The organism is Pseudomonas asiatica, assembly GCF_040214835.1.
GTDB classification, from domain to species: Bacteria; Pseudomonadota; Gammaproteobacteria; order Pseudomonadales; family Pseudomonadaceae; genus Aquipseudomonas; species Aquipseudomonas putida_Z.
Genome location: NZ_CP157874.1, coordinates 4,109,882 through 4,125,698 on the forward strand (window position 1 = coordinate 4,109,882; position 15,817 = coordinate 4,125,698).

General features: G+C 65.0%; 15 protein-coding genes. 4 read left to right on the plus strand and 11 right to left on the minus strand.

Going from position 1 to position 15,817, the window contains the following annotated elements:
- Positions 1–12: 12 nt before the first annotated feature.
- Genes ccmI through ccmA form a run of 9 tightly spaced genes read right to left on the minus strand, consistent with a single transcriptional unit; the run spans position 13 to position 6,935 of the window.
- The gene (gene ccmI, locus ABNP31_RS18380) at positions 13–1,203 is read right to left on the minus strand and encodes a c-type cytochrome biogenesis protein CcmI (protein ID WP_085588983.1); all 1,191 of its coding nucleotides are present in this window, start codon (positions 1,201–1,203) and stop codon (positions 13–15) included.
- Positions 1,196–1,684: a cytochrome c-type biogenesis protein gene (locus ABNP31_RS18385; RefSeq protein WP_025340052.1), complete on the minus strand. Its 489-nt coding sequence runs from the start codon at positions 1,682–1,684 to the stop codon at positions 1,196–1,198. The genes ccmI and ABNP31_RS18385 overlap by 8 nt, the downstream gene beginning before the upstream one ends.
- Positions 1,681–2,217 (minus strand): DsbE family thiol:disulfide interchange protein, encoded by a 537-nt coding sequence (locus ABNP31_RS18390; RefSeq protein ID WP_085663996.1) that lies wholly within the window; start codon positions 2,215–2,217, stop codon positions 1,681–1,683. The genes ABNP31_RS18385 and ABNP31_RS18390 overlap by 4 nt, the downstream gene beginning before the upstream one ends.
- Entirely contained in the window at positions 2,214–4,187 is a 1,974-nt protein-coding gene (locus ABNP31_RS18395; RefSeq protein WP_015271186.1) for a heme lyase CcmF/NrfE family subunit, read from the minus strand. The genes ABNP31_RS18390 and ABNP31_RS18395 overlap by 4 nt, the downstream gene beginning before the upstream one ends.
- Positions 4,188–4,198: 11 nt before the next feature.
- Positions 4,199–4,654, minus strand: coding sequence for a cytochrome c maturation protein CcmE (gene ccmE, locus ABNP31_RS18400; protein WP_019096399.1), 456 nt, complete (start codon positions 4,652–4,654; stop codon positions 4,199–4,201).
- On the minus strand, positions 4,651–4,827 hold the full coding sequence (gene ccmD / locus ABNP31_RS18405; RefSeq protein ID WP_013973562.1) for a heme exporter protein CcmD: 177 nt from the start codon (positions 4,825–4,827) through the stop codon (positions 4,651–4,653). Before ccmD ends, ccmE begins: the two co-directional genes overlap by 4 nt.
- Entirely contained in the window at positions 4,824–5,591 is a 768-nt protein-coding gene (locus ABNP31_RS18410; protein WP_350012640.1) for a heme ABC transporter permease, read from the minus strand. The genes ccmD and ABNP31_RS18410 overlap by 4 nt, the downstream gene beginning before the upstream one ends.
- Before the next feature lie 46 nt (positions 5,592–5,637).
- A complete protein-coding gene (gene ccmB / locus ABNP31_RS18415) occupies positions 5,638–6,315 on the minus strand; it encodes a heme exporter protein CcmB (protein WP_013973563.1) in 678 nt (225 codons plus the stop codon).
- Positions 6,303–6,935 carry a cytochrome c biogenesis heme-transporting ATPase CcmA gene (gene ccmA / locus ABNP31_RS18420; protein WP_350012641.1) on the minus strand — a complete coding sequence of 211 codons (633 nt, stop codon included), beginning with the start codon at positions 6,933–6,935 and terminating at the stop codon, positions 6,303–6,305. The genes ccmB and ccmA overlap by 13 nt, the downstream gene beginning before the upstream one ends.
- A gap of 266 nt (positions 6,936–7,201) precedes the next feature.
- On the opposite strand from ccmA, the gene ABNP31_RS18425 reads away from it, so the two are divergent.
- From ABNP31_RS18425 to ABNP31_RS18440, 4 genes are all read left to right on the plus strand, one after another.
- Positions 7,202–8,758, plus strand: a complete 1,557-nt coding sequence (locus ABNP31_RS18425; protein ID WP_350012642.1) for a flagellar hook-length control protein FliK — start codon at positions 7,202–7,204, stop codon at positions 8,756–8,758.
- Complete coding sequence (locus tag ABNP31_RS18430) at positions 8,755–9,099, plus strand: EscU/YscU/HrcU family type III secretion system export apparatus switch protein (protein ID WP_350012643.1); 345 nt, start codon at positions 8,755–8,757, stop codon at positions 9,097–9,099. The genes ABNP31_RS18425 and ABNP31_RS18430 overlap by 4 nt, the downstream gene beginning before the upstream one ends.
- 131 nt (positions 9,100–9,230) lie before the next feature.
- Complete coding sequence (locus ABNP31_RS18435) at positions 9,231–11,984, plus strand: dermonecrotic toxin domain-containing protein (RefSeq protein WP_085663992.1); 2,754 nt, start codon at positions 9,231–9,233, stop codon at positions 11,982–11,984.
- Positions 11,981–14,845 (plus strand): dermonecrotic toxin domain-containing protein, encoded by a 2,865-nt coding sequence (locus tag ABNP31_RS18440; protein WP_350012644.1) that lies wholly within the window; start codon positions 11,981–11,983, stop codon positions 14,843–14,845. Before ABNP31_RS18435 ends, ABNP31_RS18440 begins: the two co-directional genes overlap by 4 nt.
- Before the next feature lie 56 nt (positions 14,846–14,901).
- Here the strand turns inward: ABNP31_RS18440 and ABNP31_RS18445 are convergent, their stop codons facing one another.
- Both ABNP31_RS18445 and ABNP31_RS18450 read right to left on the minus strand, forming a co-directional pair.
- A complete protein-coding gene (locus ABNP31_RS18445; RefSeq protein ID WP_025340064.1) occupies positions 14,902–15,297 on the minus strand; it encodes a DUF2802 domain-containing protein in 396 nt (131 codons plus the stop codon).
- A gap of 1 nt (position 15,298) precedes the next feature.
- The gene (locus tag ABNP31_RS18450; RefSeq protein ID WP_003254393.1) at positions 15,299–15,778 is read right to left on the minus strand and encodes a chemotaxis protein CheW; all 480 of its coding nucleotides are present in this window, start codon (positions 15,776–15,778) and stop codon (positions 15,299–15,301) included.
- Positions 15,779–15,817 lie beyond the last annotated feature (39 nt).

Below are 15,817 nucleotides of genomic sequence, written 5' to 3' on the forward strand. Positions count from 1 at the left end.
GGCATTGCTCTCTTACGGGTCGGGGCTGTCGATGGTCAGGTGCTGGATGGCCTGGGTGGCGCTAGGCAGTGGCGTGCCCTGGCCAATCCACTCGCCATGGGTTGGCTGGCCAGCGCGTGATACACGTGCAACGAGTTGGACTTCGGCAAAGTCCGACAGTTTCATCTGCGGCATCATGGCGTCAGCATCGGACAACTCCACCTCGATCGGCAACTGCGCCACGGTCACCCGCTTGGCCGCCAGCGGCATGGGTGGGCCATTGCTGGCGCGGGCGAAGATGAACACCGTGTCGTCCGGCTTGACCTTGTCCTTCAACGCCGCCGCCAGTTCCACGCGCACCTTCAAGCGAGCCGCCACGGGCGCCGCAGCCTGCCCCGGCGAACCACCCAGGCGCTCGGCGGCGCGGTCGATACCGCCCTGCAGCGCCGCACGCGAGGCATCACCTTCCGGCAGCTGCGCCAGCAGGCGCTTCCAGTAATCGATGGCTTCCTGGTAACGCTCGCCCTCGAAGGCAGCGATACCACGCAGGCCCAGGCTGGTCACTTCGTTGGGGTCGGCTTTCAGCGCCTCGTCAGTCAGCGCCTGCAGCTGCGGGCTCCATTTCTTGTCGGCAGCGAAGTACAGCGCCTGTGCCCACTGCCCGAGCAATTCGGGCTGGCGACCGGCCAGGGCCACGGCGCGCTCGAAAGTACGCGCGGCATCGGCGGGGCGCTGCTCGGCCATGTAGGCTCGGCCCAGGAAGTACACGGCCTCGGCCGAATCCGGCTGGGCCTGCACCACCCGTTCCAGGCGGGCAGTCATTTCTTCCATCGACTTGGGCGCTTCGGCAAACTCCTGGGTCAGTTCCACCTTGTCGGCCGCGCCGAAATGCAGGTACAGCCCCAATGCCAGCAGCGGTACCAGCAGCGCCGCCAGCAACGGCAGGGCCTTGCCCAGATGCCCCTGGCGCGGGGCCTCGGCACCTTCGGTATCCGCCAGCAGCTCACGGGCGGCCTCGTCACGGCCCTTGGCCATCTGCGCCTCGTCGAGCACGCCAGCGGCCTGCTGGGCAGCCAGTTCGGCGACGCGCTCCTGGTACAGGGCCACGTTCAGGGCGGTGCGGTCTTCTTCCTGCTGGCGGCCACGGCCACGCAGGATCGGGATCAGCAGGAAGCTGAGGGCAGCGAGCAGCAGCAGGCCCGCGCTAAGCCAGAATTCAATCATGGGTCTGTTCTTTTTCCAGCAATTTGGCGAGACGCTCGCGTTCTTCGGCGGACAACTCATTGGCGCCCTGCACGGCCGCACCGCGGCGCCGGCGCACGATCAGCGCCAGTACCACGAAACCACCGGCCAGCAAAATCCCCGGGCCGAACCACAACAGCCAGGTACGCCCGCTGAGCGCCGGCTTGTAGCGCACGAAGTCGCCATAGCGGTCGACCATGAAGTCGACGATCTGCTGGTTGCTCTTGCCCTCGCCGAGCATGCGGAAGATTTCCCGACGCAGGTCGGCGGCAATCGGCGCGTTGGAGTCGGCGATGTCCTGGTTCTGGCACTTGGGGCAGCGCAGCTCCTTGGTCAGCTGCTGGTAGCGCTCACGCTCGGCATCGTCGCGGAACTGGTAGGTGTCGATGGCCGCCTTGGCCACGCCTGCCAGGCTCAACCCCATGAAGAGCCCCAGCACGGCAGCTGCCAGCCCCCGCTTCATTGCTTGGCCTCGTCGACCAGGCCCTGGTACAGCGGCGCCAGCTGCTCACGCCAGACCGTGGCATCGACCACGCCCACGTGCTTGTAGCGGATGATGCCCTTGGCATCGATCAGGAAGGTTTCCGGCGCGCCGTACACGCCCAAGTCCAGGCCCAGGCTGCCCTGCTCGTCACGAATGTCCAGCTGGTACGGGTTGTGGAACTCGGCCAGCCACTTCAGGGCCGCAGCATTGTCGTCCTTGTAGTTGACGCCGTGGATCACCACGCCCTGCTGGGCCAGCTGGTTCAGGTACGGGTGCTCGACCTTGCACGACGGGCACCAGGTGGCCCACACGTTGACCAGTGCCGGGCGGCCACGCAAGTCGGCCTCGGTCAGGGTACGGTCGCCCTGGGTCGAGGCCAGGGAAAACGCCGGGAACGGCTTGCCGATCATTGCCGAGGGCAGCTCGTCGGGCTTGAGGAACAGCCCTTTGTAGAGGAACACCGCCACCAGCAGGAATACCGCCAGGGGGACTACCATGATCCAACGCTTCATGCAGCTGCTCCAGACACGCCCAGGGCATCACGCACCCGGGTCTTGACCTTGACGCGATAGCGCCGGTCGAGGGCCGCCAGCAACCCGCCCAGGCCGGTCAGCAGACCGCCCAGCCAGATCCAGCGGACGTAAGGCTTGATATGCACGCGTACCGCCCAGGCACCGTTCTCCAGCGGCTCGCCAAGGGCGACGTACAGGTCGCGGGTAAAGCCGGCGTCGATGCCGGCTTCGGTCATCATCGACTGCTGCACGGTGTACAGGCGTTTCTCCGGGTGCAGGGTGGTCACTTCACGGCCATCGCGGCTGACCACCACGGTGCCCTTGTCGGAAATGAAATTCGGCCCTTCGAAGTGCCGGGCACCCTGGAACAGGAAGTGGTAACCGCCCAGTTCCACGCTCTCGCCCGGCGCCATGCGCAGGTCGCGTTCGGCGCTGTTATTGCTCGACAGCACCACGCCCAGCGCGCACACCGCCAGACCCAGGTGCGCCAGCTGCATGCCCCAGTAGCTGCGACCCAGCCCGGGCAGGCCCTTGAGCAGGCCTTTGTGGCGGGTCTTGTCGAGAATGTCGCGCAGCCCGCCAAGCACCACCCAGGCGGCCAGGGCGAAGGCGGTCAGGGTCGGCCAGTCGAAGTCGTCGACGATAAAGCCCGCCACCGGCGCGAGGATGGCGCTGCCGAGCAGCACCGGGGTCATCATGCTGGCCAGCCATTTGCCGGGGGTGTCTTTCCAGCGCACCACCACGCCCACGCCCAGCACCACCATCAGCAGTGCCATCAGCGGCAGGAACAAGGCGTCGAAATACGGTGGGCCAACCGACAGCTTGGCCCCGGTCAGCGCATCGAGCACCAGCGGGTACAGAGTACCGAGCAGAATCATCGAGGCCGCCACTACCAGCACCAGGTTGTTGGCCAACAGCAACGTCTCGCGCGACCACAGCGCAAAGCCGACCTGGCTCTTGACCACCGGTGCGCGCAGGGCGAACAGGGTGAGCGATCCGCCGACCACGAACAGCAGGAAGATCAGGATGAAAATGCCCCGCGACGGGTCGGCGGCAAACGCGTGCACCGAGGTCAGCACACCGGAACGCACCAGGAAGGTACCCAGCAGGCTCAGCGAGAACGCGGCAATCGCCAGCAGTACGGTCCAGCTCTTGAATACCCCGCGCTTCTCGGTCACCGCCAGCGAGTGGATCAGCGCCGTACCTACCAGCCAGGGCATGAACGAGGCGTTTTCCACCGGGTCCCAGAACCACCAGCCACCCCAGCCCAGCTCATAGTAGGCCCACCACGAGCCCAGGGTAATGCCAACCCCGAGGAAGGCCCAGGCAACGATGGTCCAGGGCCGTGACCAGCGCGCCCAGGCGGCGTCCAGGCGGCCACCGAGCAAGGCGGCGATGGCGAAGGCGAAGGCCACCGAGAACCCGACGTAGCCCATGTACAGCATCGGCGGGTGGACGATCAGGCCAAAGTCCTGCAACAGCGGGTTGAGGTCGCGGCCATCGGTCGGCACCTGCGGCAGCAGGCGCTGGAACGGGTTGGAGGTGATGATCAGGAAGCTCAGGAAGCCCACGCTGATCATGCCCATTACCGCCAGCACGCGGGCCAGCATCACCTGCGGCAACTGCCGCGAGAACACCGATACGGCGAAGGTCCAGCCGCCGAGGATCAGCGCCCACAGCAGCAGCGAACCTTCGTGAGCGCCCCACACGGCACTGAACTTGTAGTACCAGGGCAAGGCGCTGTTGGAGTTGCTGGCCACATAGGCGACCGAGAAGTTGTCGGTCATGAAGGCATGGGTCAGGCAGGCGAAGGCAAAGGCCAGGAAGGCGAACTGCCCCCAGGCCGCCGGCCGCGCCAGGCTCATCCACAGGCTGTCGCCACGCCAGGCGCCGAGCAGCGGCACGCTGGCCTGCACGGCGGCAAAGCAGATGGCCAGGATCATCGCCAGCTGGCCGAGTTCGGGGATCACCAGCGCCGCGTTCATGGCTTGGCCTCCCCGCCGGTGGCGGCCTGGCCGCTTTCCTTCAGGGCCTTGGTAACCTCGGGCGGCATGTATTTCTCGTCGTGCTTGGCCAGTACTTCATCGGCCACCACCACGCCATCGGCGTTGAGCTTGCCGAGGGCGACGATGCCCTGCCCTTCGCGGAACAGGTCGGGGAGGATGCCACGGTAGGTGATCGGCACCGACTTGTTGAAGTCGGTGACCACGAAGCGCACGTCCAGCGAATCGGACGAGCGCTGTACCGAACCTTTCTCGACCATGCCGCCCGCGCGGATGCGGGTGTCCAGCGGCGCTTCGCCGTTGGCGATCTGGGTCGGGGTGTAGAACAGGTTGATGTTCTGCTGCAATGCGCTCAAGGCAAAGCCGACGGCAACCCCGACGCCGACCAGCAGGCCGACGATGAGCAACAGGCGTTTCTTGCGCTGCGGATTCACTGGTTGTTCTCCCGGCGCAAACGGCGCGCCTCATCTTGCAGGTAGCGACGGCGGGCCAGCACGGGCGCGGCGACATTCAGCGCCAGCACCGCCAGGCAGATGCCATAGGCCGTCCACACGTACAGGCCATGGTGGCCCATGGCGAGAAAGTCACCGAAGGTGGCGAAACTCATTGTGCGGCCCTCCGCCCCAGGCTGTTCAATACTTCATCCTTGACCCAACTGGCGCGCGCTTCGCGCTTGAGCACTTCAAGGCGCATGCGCAGCAACAGCACCACGCCAAAGAAGCAGTAGAAGCCCAGCGCCGTGCACAGCAGCGGCAACCACATTTCTGCGGGCATCGCCGGCTTTTCGGTGAGGGTGAAGGTGGCGCCCTGGTGCAGGGTGTTCCACCACTCCACCGAGTACTTGATGATCGGGATGTTCACCACGCCGACGATCGCCAGTACCGCACAGGCCTTGGCTGCACTGTCACGATTACTGATTGCCTGGCCCAGCGCAATAATGCCGAAGTACAGGAACAACAGGATGAGCATGGACGTCAGCCGGGCATCCCAGACCCACCAGCTTCCCCAGGTGGGCTTGCCCCAGATGGCCCCGGTGACCAGTGCCACGGCGGTCATCCAGGCACCGATGGGGGCGGCGCACTGCAAGGCAACGTCGGCCAGTTTCATCCTCCACACCAGCCCCACCACCCCGGCCACTGCCAGCAGCACGTAGCAGGACTGCGCCAGCATCGCCGCCGGCACGTGGATGTAGATGATGCGGAAGCTGTTGCCTTGCTGGTAGTCCTGGGGGGCGAAGGCCAGGCCCCAGGTGATGCCGACCAGCAGCAGGAGCACGGCAGCGCCGGCAAGCCACGGCAGCATGCGGCCGCTGATGGCATAGAACCATTTGGGGGAGCCCAGCTTGTGGAACCACGTCCAGCTTATTTTCATCAGGGTACATCCAGGGTATTGGCCGGGCTTGAAAGCCCGGGACTCGTTATTCGCCGACGCTGATCTTCAGGCCGGCCGCTATCGCAAAGGGTGCCAGGGTCACGGCGAGGGCCGTCAGGCTGGCGAGCCAGAGCAGGTGGCCGGTTGCCGGCATATTCTGCAACGCCGCTTGCAACGCACCACTGCCCAGGATCAATACAGGGATATACAACGGCAGAATCAGCAATGCCAGCAGCAAACCGCCGCGTTTCAGACCGACTGTCAGCGCCGCGCCCACCGCGCCCAGCAGGCTCAGCACCGGCGTGCCCAGCAGCAGGGAACCGAGCAGCACCGGCAGGCAATGGCTCGGCAGCCCCAGCATCAGTGCCAGCAGCGGCGCCAACAATACCAGCGCCAGCCCGGAAAAGATCCAGTGCGCCAGCACCTTGGCCAGCACCAGCAGCGCCAACGGGTGCGGCGACAGCACCCACTGTTCCAGCGAGCCGTCCTCGAAATCGCTGCGGAACAGGCCGTCCAGCGACAACAGCACCGCCAGCAGTGCCGCCACCCAGACCAGGCCTGGCGACAAGGTTTGCAACAATTGGCTTTCCGGGCCGACTGCCAGCGGGAACAGCGCAACCACGATGGCGAAGAATACCAACGGGTTGGCCAGCTCGGCCGGGCGGCGGAACAGCAGGCGCGCTTCGCGGCGCAACAACAGGATGAATACGCTCATGCCGCCCATTGCCCCAGGTTCAGTTCACGGTAACCGGAGGGCTTGCGTTCCAGCGTGTGGTGGGTGGTCAGCACTACCGTGCCGCCCTGCTCGCAGTGGGCCGTCAGGTGCGCCTCGAGCTGCGCCACGCCCTGCTTGTCGAGGGCGGTGAAGGGTTCGTCGAGAATCCACAGCGGCGGGCTGGCGAGGTACAGCCGGGCCAGGGCCACGCGGCGCTGCTGGCCGGCAGACAGGGTGTGGCAGGGCACATCTTCGAAACCACGCAGGCCGACGGCCGCCAGTGCCGCCCAGATCGCCTCGCGGCTGGCCGGCTGGTGCAGGGCGCACAACCAGGTGAGGTTCTCCTCGGCGGTGAGCAGGTCCTTGATGCCGGCGGCATGGCCGATCCACAACAGGATGCTGGCCAGGGCGTGGCGCTGCTCGGCCAGTGGCTTGCCGCCCAACAGGATCTGCCCGTCCGTCGGCTGCATCAGGCCGGCCAGCAGGCGCAGCAGGCTGGTCTTGCCGCTGCCGTTGGGGCCGCTGATCTGCAGCATGTCGCCGGGTCGCAGCTCGAAAGCGAGGTGCTCGAACAGCAGGCGCCAGTCGCGCTCGCAGGCCAGGCCCGCGGCTTGGAGGTGAAGGGTCACGGTTTCGCCTTATCTTTGTAGGGTTCCGGAGCGGTGTCGCCTGCTTCGCGGGCACGCCCGCTCCCACAAGGTTTCACGCAAGGCTTGAAAGCTGCGCAAGACCCTGTGGGAGCGGGCATGCCCGCGAAGCAGGCGACACGGCCCTTAAGCCCTGTATCTCAAGTCGCCCCCCTCGCTGCCGTTATACTGGCAACGACGGACGGTCGGCATTATTACACGCGCCGCCGCGCTGCCAAGAGGGCGGGCTCGACAGGTTGTATACAATCATGACTGAAATCAATAGTCTCGGCGCACAAACCGCGATCAGCCCCCAGGCCATCAAGGCGGGCATGACCGGCGAACTGCTGCGCCTGACGCAACCGCAGCCCGGCTTGATGGCCCCCGGCGAGACCGCGCAGGCCGAGGTCATGTCTTTGCGCCAAGTGGGCCAGGACTTCCAGCTGGTGCTGCGGCTGATGCTGGCCAACGGCACCCAGACCCAGCTGCAAGCCAGCGCCAGCCAGCCCCTGCCCCAGGGTAGCCAGGTCACGGTCAGCCAGACCGAAAGCAACCGCCTGGCGATCATGCTGCAGCAGGCCAGCGCCAGCCAGGTCGCCACCCTCACCCAGCTGGACACCAGCAAGGTGCCGGTCGGCACCCTGCTGCAGGGCAAGGTCCTGACCAACCAGGCGCTGGCCCAGGCGCCCGGCCAGCCCGCCGTCTACCGGGCGCTGGTCAGCCTGCTGAACAGTGCCCAGGCCGGCGCAACCCTGAGCGTGGACAGCCCGCGACCGCTGGCCGTCGGCAGCCTGCTCAGCGCGCTGGTGCAGGGCGACCAGTCGCTGCGTTTCGTACCGCTCAGCGGCCGCCAGGACCAGCTCAGCATTGCCCAGCAGCTGCTGACCCAGCAGAACCGCCAGGCTTCGCTGCCCGGCCTGCTCAATGCCCTGCAACAGGTGGCCCGCGACCCGGGCGCCGATGGCGAACTGCGAGCCAGCGCCGAACGCCTGCTGGCGGGCCTGCCGGAAGCCCGGCAACTGGGTGATGCCAAGGCAGTGGCCCAAGCCCTGAACAACAGCGGTACCTTTCTCGAAGCCAAACTGCTGAGCGGCCTCCCGGCCACCGTCGCCACCGACCTCAAGGCGCACTTGCTGCGGCTGATCACCGTCGCGCCGGCCAGCATACCCGGGGCGCCCAACCTGGCGCCCGCCAGCCTGGCCGTAACCATGCCGGCCCTGGCCCGCAGCGCGCTGGGCATGCTCGAACGGGTCAGCCCCAAGCCGCAGCCGGGCGCATTCCCGCTGCCGTCGCGCCTGCTCAAGGCCATGGAAGACGAAGGCGACCTGCAACAACTGCTGCGCCTGGCCGCCGCTGCCGTATCGCGCCTGCAAAGCCACGCCATGAGCAGCCTGCAACAAACCGGTACCCTGGAAAACGGCAACCTGCAGACCACCTGGCAAACCGAAGTGCCGATCCGCCACGGCCAGGAGTTCATCCCGTTGCAGGTCAAGCTGCAGCGCGAAGAAACGCCACAGCAGCAGGCCGACCGCCAGCAGGAGTCAGCCGACCCGCTGCAAGCGCTGTGGCGTATAGAGCTGGCTTTCGACCTCTCGCCCCTTGGCCCGGTGCAGGTCCAGGCACAACTGAGCCAAGGCCGCCTGGGTGGCCAGCTATGGGCGGAACGCGAGGCGACAGCCCGGCTGATCGACAGCCAGCTCGGCAGCTTGCGCGAACGCCTGTTGGCGCGGGGCCTGGATGTGGGTGATCTGGAATGCCATCCTGGTATCCCGCCACAAGGCCCGCGTACGCGGGTAGAACAACGTTGGGTGGATGAGAACGCATGACGCACCAACCTGCACGGCAGGCGATTGCCCTGTTCTACGACGGGCAGCAAGCCCCTACCCTCACCGCCAAGGGCGACGATGCGCTGGCCGAGGCCATCCTGGCATTGGCCCGCGAGCACGAAGTGCCGATCTACGAAAATGCCGAGCTGGTGCGTCTGCTGGCGCGCCTGGAGCTGGGGGACCAGATACCGGAGGCGCTGTACCTGACCATTGCCGAAATCATCGCCTTTGCCTGGCACCTGCGGGGCAAAGTGCCTGCGGGCTTCGATGACGAACCTGCCGCCCCAGGGACAACCCCACCGCTGCTAGGAAGGCTGCTGCCCGGAGGCGAAGGCACCTGACACCAGCCCTTGCCCTTGCGAGGGTCACGGGGTGATGAGAACGGCCAGGCCCCGCACCGACATATCTACCACCGCTTTTCCGTGCCCCTGCTCCAACCTTGCCGGCTTCATCTCAGCGCAAGGTACCCCCCATGCATTCGACTCGCATCAACGTGATGGGCACGCATTACGTTATAGACCACCTCGGCCATGTGCCTCGCCCCGATCGTGAAGCCAACCGCGCCATCCGCCAATGGCTCGCGCAGCAAGGCCATGACCTGGACCCAGACCAGCTCGACGTCGTTACCCTCCACTACTGCCCGGACGGTGCAGGTGGCCATCTGGCCGCGATCAGCCAGCGCACCAGCCTGCCCCAGGCACTGCTGGGCAACTGGCAGGGCGAGTCGGCCAGTGACGTGTTCGGCAAGCTGCTGCAAGCACCCTGGGCCGGTGCATTACCCGCAGGTCCGCTACGGTTGGTGGAAACCCTCCCGGCACCCGGCTTCAATCACTACGGGGCCCCCTTCGAGGTATTCAACGGTCTGTTCCGGCGCACTGCCCCGCAACGCTACGACGCTTCCACCCATCTGCCGGTAAGCGCCGAAGCCTTCCAGCAGTTCATCAGCAACCTGGACTTCCAGCAGCCTTTCAAGGCGGCGCTGGATGTGTACTGGCGTGACCATCTGCACAGTCACAGGCTGGCGCTGAAGCTCAACTTCATCGCAGCCTGCAACAGACAGGTCAGCGAGGGCAGCCTCAGCGAGCCTGCACGGCAACTGGTCTGGCAAGCGGCCGGGCTGATGCCGCGGCGTAACAGGCTGCGACGCAGCACGTTGAGCATCTACGGCTATGCCGCAACCGACCTGCTGTACCTGAACGACCCCGCCACCGACCTGACAGTGCTGTATGTTCCTGGCAACAGCTCACCGTTGCTGACGTTCAGCAGCGAACGAGAATTGAAGGCCTGGGTCGGCGAACAATGCAAAGACCCGACCAAACGCCAGGCCCTGAAACAGCACTTTCGCCTGGCCGATTGCCCGCAAGGCCTCGACTTCAGCGGCCTGGACACTGCCATGGAGGGGCTGGGCGCCTACCCTGAACGTCACCTGCTGCCGCCCGAACACGGCTATTTCAACGACGACGGCACCTGGCCGCCGCAGACCTATGTCAATTATCGACCTACCAAGTACAACCCAAGAATCAAGGGCGACCTGTTCCAGGCATTGGCCGAGCGCCAGCGTCAGCGCAGCTACGACGATGCCGCGTTTCTGATCACGGCTGACAGCGAAGTCATCAAGGCCAGGTGGCGTGGCTACCTGGCCACTACGCTCAACCTGCTGGCGCCACTGTGCCTGGTGGTACCCGGCCTGGGGCCGCTGCTGGCCATCGGTGGCATCGCCCAGCTTGGCCTGGGGCTCGACCAGGCAATCAACGGCAAGTCCCTGCAGCAGCAGCAGGAAGGCATCGGCAACATCACCTGGGGCCTGTTCAATGCCTTGCCCCTGGCGGTGGGCGCTGCCGCAAGGGGCAAGGCACTGTTCGAATTCAAGGTCGAGGGTTTCGCGCCGCCGACGCGGCTGAATGAACAGATCGGCTACCCCCTGAGCCCGCTCTCGCCACCGCGCTTCCCCGAGCCCGAGGGCGCACGCTACTTCCATATCACCGACCCGATAGAGCCACTGGAGGACGCTGACCAGGCAGTTGCCGACGCCGTCATTCGTACGCCCCAGTACGATGGTGAGCCAGACACCCTGGCAGCGAACATCGATGGCTACAACGCCAGGGTGATCTACGACATGGAGCGGGACGTATTCATTCGGGCCGAAGACCTGAACCAGGTCGACCCTGTCGGCTTCGTGGCGGTACCCGGCAGCCGGAACCTGCGCCCCGCGCCACAAGGGCGCGTGGTGACCCATGCGATGCGCAGTCGTACCTTGCGGGCGCTGGGCGTGGACCTGCCATTGCCGCTACAGGTGCCGGCCAGAGCGCCGGGCAGTTGGCCAATACCCAGACACATCTCCTGCCTGTGGGTCGGCGACCAGATCATCGGCCCGGAGCTGCTGGCCAACCTGGGCCAGAACGCAGCGCGGTTGCAAGGCAGCGAATACAGCATACGGTTGTTCCTTTCCAGCACTGCCCGGCAGGCCTACGCCGAAAACCTGGACCTCCTGGCCGCTCACGCCCCGGGCTTGCAGGTGCTACCGCTGGAAGAGCAGGCCTTCTTCAGGGCTTTCCGCCAAAGCAGGTACTACACGCAGTACGACGCGGCCCTGGATGGCAACGGCGGTGTTGCCCGCAACTATGCATCGGCATGCGATGTGCTGCGCTACCCGATGTTGCACCACGAAGGTGGCTTGTACATGGATGTCGATGACACCTTGCTCGCGCCAGGCGAATACTCATTGATCATCGACGGGCAACCGGTAGGCCCCGCCGGTGAACCCATCGATCAGGTCGACTTGAGCACGGACGCCAATGGGCTGCTGCTGGTACCGCCCATGTCCAATGAAAAGATGAGCATGAACAGCCTCTACAACTCCAGCCTTATCGGCAGCCACCCCGGCAACCCCACCCTGGAGGCCATTTCCGAAGAGATGTACGCACGTTACCAGCTCAATCGCGACTTCTACGACAGCAAGCCCAGCCTGGCTGAAGACCCGGGGAACTTCTATGAGTATGCCAGCCGCCTGAGCTACCTCACCGGCCCTGCCCTGCTCAGCGACGTGGTCGACAGGCAGCTGCCGAGCCTGCGTATCCTGCGCCAGCTTACCAACCTCTATGGGATGCCGCGCATCAATGCCTACCGGTTCGTCGATCTGCCACGCATGCGCGATTCGGTGCGTACGCTCCTGCCCCTGAACCGCTTCGCCACTGTCGGTGGCAACCATTCCTGGAGCCGAACATGACCCAACGCCAACCTGTGGTCGGCGCAGCCGGCCAAGACTACGTCAAGGCAATGCTGGGTTCGGTGCCTCGCCCTGACCGCAGTGCCAGTGCAGCCATCCGCGAATGGGCCAGCCAGCAGCGGTTGGACGTGGAACCCGACAACACGCTTGCAGTGACCTTGCATTGCAAATTCGTTCCCAAGCGGGGCTGGCTGGCCAAGGTCGTCCAACAAATGAGCCTGACCGAAGCGCTGCTTGGCAACTGGCAGCAAAGCGGCTACTCCAAGGTTGCCGAGCAAACCGCGCAGTTGCTGCTAAGAGGCGGGACGGCCACCGTCGACCTGCTAGGTGTACTGCCGGAGCTGTCACTGCCACATGGTCGAGCACCCTGGGCCCAGGCCTTCAGCCATGGTCAGGTGACGATCGTCGATGAATTGCCAGGAAGCGGCCTGGACCACGACATCGATGTGCACACCGAATTCCACGGCCTTTTTCGCCGAACCGCACCCATGCGCTACGACGCCAGCACTTATGTCCAGTTCGACGCCACGACTTTCCAGTCCTTCATCTGGCAACTCGACTTCCAGGGCGTATTCAAACGCCAGCTCGATGACTTCTGGGCTCATGCCGCCAGCCAGTACAGCGTCAGCGCGTGCATCGCATTCCTCGCTGCCTGCAACCGGCAAGCATTGCGGGGCAACCTCAGTGAACAGGGCCGCAGCCTGGCGTGGCGGGCGGCAGGCGTGGAACGCTGGCACCACGGCGCCAACCTCAGTGCCAACGGGGTAGACGCCAGGCTGCTGAACATCAATGGCTACCCATCAAGCGACATCCTCTGCCTGAGCGATACGCGCAGCCGCCTGACCTTGCTGTACATACCGGGCAATGCGGCGCCGTTGCATGAGTTTGCCAACCCGGGCGCCATGCGTACGTGGCTTGCCAGGCAGTGCCGCGACGCCGACAAACGGGCGGCCCTGCTTGCCCACTTCAGGGCCTGCGATATTCCGGACAGGATCGGCCGGTCGGGGTTGCGTCGGGTACTTCAGGGCATGGCCGATTTCCCGCCCCGCCAGATCATCCTGCCTGCAACCAGCGTGTATCGCCTGGCCAGGGTATGGAACCCGCATACCCTGATCAACTACAAGGCAGACACCTCCAGCCCGCGCATCGAATACAACCTGTTCAAGGCATTGACGGTGGCACAACGTCAACGCAGCCAATCCGACGCCGACTTCCTGATCACGCGCGACAGTGAAGTGACCAAGGCCGCATGGCGCAGCTATTTCTACCTGACCATGAACCTGGCCACACCGTTTCTGCTGGTGGTTCCCGGACTGCTACCCCTGGCTGCCGTGGCCGGGGTGGCCCAATTTACAGTGGGCCTGGACCAGGCGCTGCACGGCAAGGACTTGAACCAACAGCTCGAAGGCGCGGAGCAGGCCGTGTTCGGCCTGCTGAACGCAGCCCCGGGGCTGGCGCGTGGAGTCAAGGCGAGCAAGGCGCTGTTCGGCCAACGCCCCATTGGCTTCATCAAACCGGTGAGGCTCAATGGCCGCATAGGCTACCCGCTGAGCCCGGTCTCGCCGCCACGCTGGCCCGGGCCTGCGATGACACCCTATTTCCAGGACCTGGCAGTAGCGGGCGACCAGGTAGCCGCCAGCTGGTCCGGCGCCGATTCGCACATTGCCCGCTGCGTAACGCGGCGCAGGGCATTCGGCACGGGTGACGAACTGATCGGCGATGTGGGCAATGGCCCGCACCCGCTCTACTACGACGCCCGACAGGACAGCTTCGTGCTCAAGTACCCCAACGGCACACGCGGCGCCCAGCACTATGTGGCCAGCGCCGATCCGCTGCAGCCCTCGATCAGCCGGCTGCTGCCCGATACGGACCCGTTGCGGGAAATCAGCCCGGCATCGCGCTCGCGTACGCTGCGGGCACTGGGTATCGATCTGCAGCTGCCCGTCGACCTCGATGCTCTGGGGACTGCACCAGGCATACCCGTCCCCAGGCAGGTATTTCACATCTGGCTGGGTGACAGGACGATCGCCGGTGATTACCTGGCTGCGCTCGACAACAACGTACAGGCACTGCGCAACAGCGATTTCACGCTCAAGCTCTACCTCTCCAACGCAAACCCTCAGGCATTCGAACGCAACATGATCCTGCTGCAGCCCCGCATCGCCGAGGGGCTGAAGGTGGCTGTGCTGGAGCACCAGACCTTCTATCGCCAGTTCGAGGCAAGTGAATACTTCGGCCAGTACCAGGCTGCGCTGAAAGGGAATGGCGGTGTGGCGAGCAACTTCTCCTCGGCCTCCGACATCTTGCGCTACCGCGTCCTGCACAGCGAAGGGGGCATCTACCTGGATATCGACGACCATCTGCTGGTCGAGCCGGACGCAACCGGGCAGCTGCGGGCAAAGATCGACAGCGTACCGCTCACCACGCCCCTCGACGGGCTGCTGTTGAGGAGCCCGGTGTGCAATGCGCAATTGGGCATGTATACCAGCTACAACACCAGCATGATTGGCAGCCGTGCTGGCAATCCGGTGCTGAACGCCATTTCCGACGAGATCCTGGGCCGTTACCTCACCCCGGAGGGCCAGGCGTTCTACGAGGCTCCCAAACCGCCGCGGCAGCATGCGGCGGCATTCCAGGCCTATACCGAAAGGCTCAACACGCTGACCGGGCCCGCGGTGCTCAACCATGTGATCGACCAACGTCTACCTGAGCTGTACACCTTCAGGCAGGTGGCGGACCTGGCAAACATGCACACCCTGAACTATGACGCGCTGCTGGATGAAGCAGCACAACGGCGTGCAGAGCTGCGGCTGCTACCACTGGAAGAGGTCGCAATGGCGGGGAACGCACAGGGCTACTGACTGCCGGGCGAGCTTGCGCGGCCACTGTATCAGGGGCCGCGCAATGCTCATGGCAATCAGTTGCTGCGATGCAGCTTGCTCATCAGCTCCGCCTCGGCCTGGGTCAGGCCGCAGCTTTCGGTCAGCTCGGCCACGCTGGCGCCCATGCCCACCAGCTTGGCCGCCTGGGTGAAGGTGACGTTGTGCGGGTCGCGCTGCTCCAGCTGCTGGATCTTGTCTGGCAGCGGGGCAACCGCCACGCGCAGATCGTGCAGCGCCTCGCCCATGCGCACGGTACCGTTCTGGTAGTCGTCCAGGCGCTTGGCGAGGTCCTTGATGCGCTGGTCACGCAGGGCATCACCCTCGGCCTGTTGCGCGGCCAGCTCGCGCTGGCGCTTGCTGTAGTTGAGGAAGAACCACAGGCTCAGCGCCCAGACCAGCGCCAGGAAGATGACAGCAACCTGTAGGATCAACTCAGATGTTCTCCAGCTCGGACCACTCTTCCTCGGTCATCATCTTGTCCAGCTCGACCAGGATCAGCAGTTCGCCATTCTTGTTGCACACGCCCTGGATGAACTTGGCCGATTCTTCGTTACCCACGTTCGGCGCGGTCTCGATCTCGGACTGGCGCAGGTACACCACCTCGGCCACGCTGTCGACCAGGATACCGACCACTTGCTTGTCGGCCTCGATGATGACGATACGGGTGTTGTCGGTGACTTCGGTCGGCATCAGGCCAAAGCGCTGGCGGGTGTCGATCACGGTCACCACGTTGCCGCGCAGGTTGATGATGCCCAGCACGTAGCTTGGCGCACCCGGCACCGGGGCGATCTCGGTGTAGCGCAACACTTCCTGCACCTGCATCACGTTGATGCCGTAGGACTCATTGTCCAGACGGAAGGTAACCCACTGCAGGATCGGATCTTCGGAACCTTGTGCAGACGACTTTTTCATTCCCCTACCCTCAAAATCCGCCATCGGCGGTGTATTCGG

Coding starts and splice junctions, on each gene's coding strand:
- ccmI (WP_085588983.1), bottom strand. CDS start 1,203: ATGATTGAATTCTGGCTTAGCGCGGGCCTGCTGCTGCTCGCTGCCCTC.
- ABNP31_RS18385 (WP_025340052.1), bottom strand. CDS start 1,684: ATGAAGCGGGGGCTGGCAGCTGCCGTGCTGGGGCTCTTCATGGGGTTG.
- ABNP31_RS18390 (WP_085663996.1), bottom strand. CDS start 2,217: ATGAAGCGTTGGATCATGGTAGTCCCCCTGGCGGTATTCCTGCTGGTG.
- ccmD (WP_013973562.1), bottom strand. CDS start 4,827: ATGAGTTTCGCCACCTTCGGTGACTTTCTCGCCATGGGCCACCATGGC.
- ABNP31_RS18410 (WP_350012640.1), bottom strand. CDS start 5,591: ATGAAAATAAGCTGGACGTGGTTCCACAAGCTGGGCTCCCCCAAATGG.
- ccmB (WP_013973563.1), bottom strand. CDS start 6,315: ATGGGCGGCATGAGCGTATTCATCCTGTTGTTGCGCCGCGAAGCGCGC.
- ABNP31_RS18425 (WP_350012642.1), top strand. CDS start 7,202: ATGACTGAAATCAATAGTCTCGGCGCACAAACCGCGATCAGCCCCCAG.
- ABNP31_RS18430 (WP_350012643.1), top strand. CDS start 8,755: ATGACGCACCAACCTGCACGGCAGGCGATTGCCCTGTTCTACGACGGG.
- ABNP31_RS18435 (WP_085663992.1), top strand. CDS start 9,231: ATGCATTCGACTCGCATCAACGTGATGGGCACGCATTACGTTATAGAC.
- ABNP31_RS18440 (WP_350012644.1), top strand. CDS start 11,981: ATGACCCAACGCCAACCTGTGGTCGGCGCAGCCGGCCAAGACTACGTC.
- ABNP31_RS18450 (WP_003254393.1), bottom strand. CDS start 15,778: ATGAAAAAGTCGTCTGCACAAGGTTCCGAAGATCCGATCCTGCAGTGG.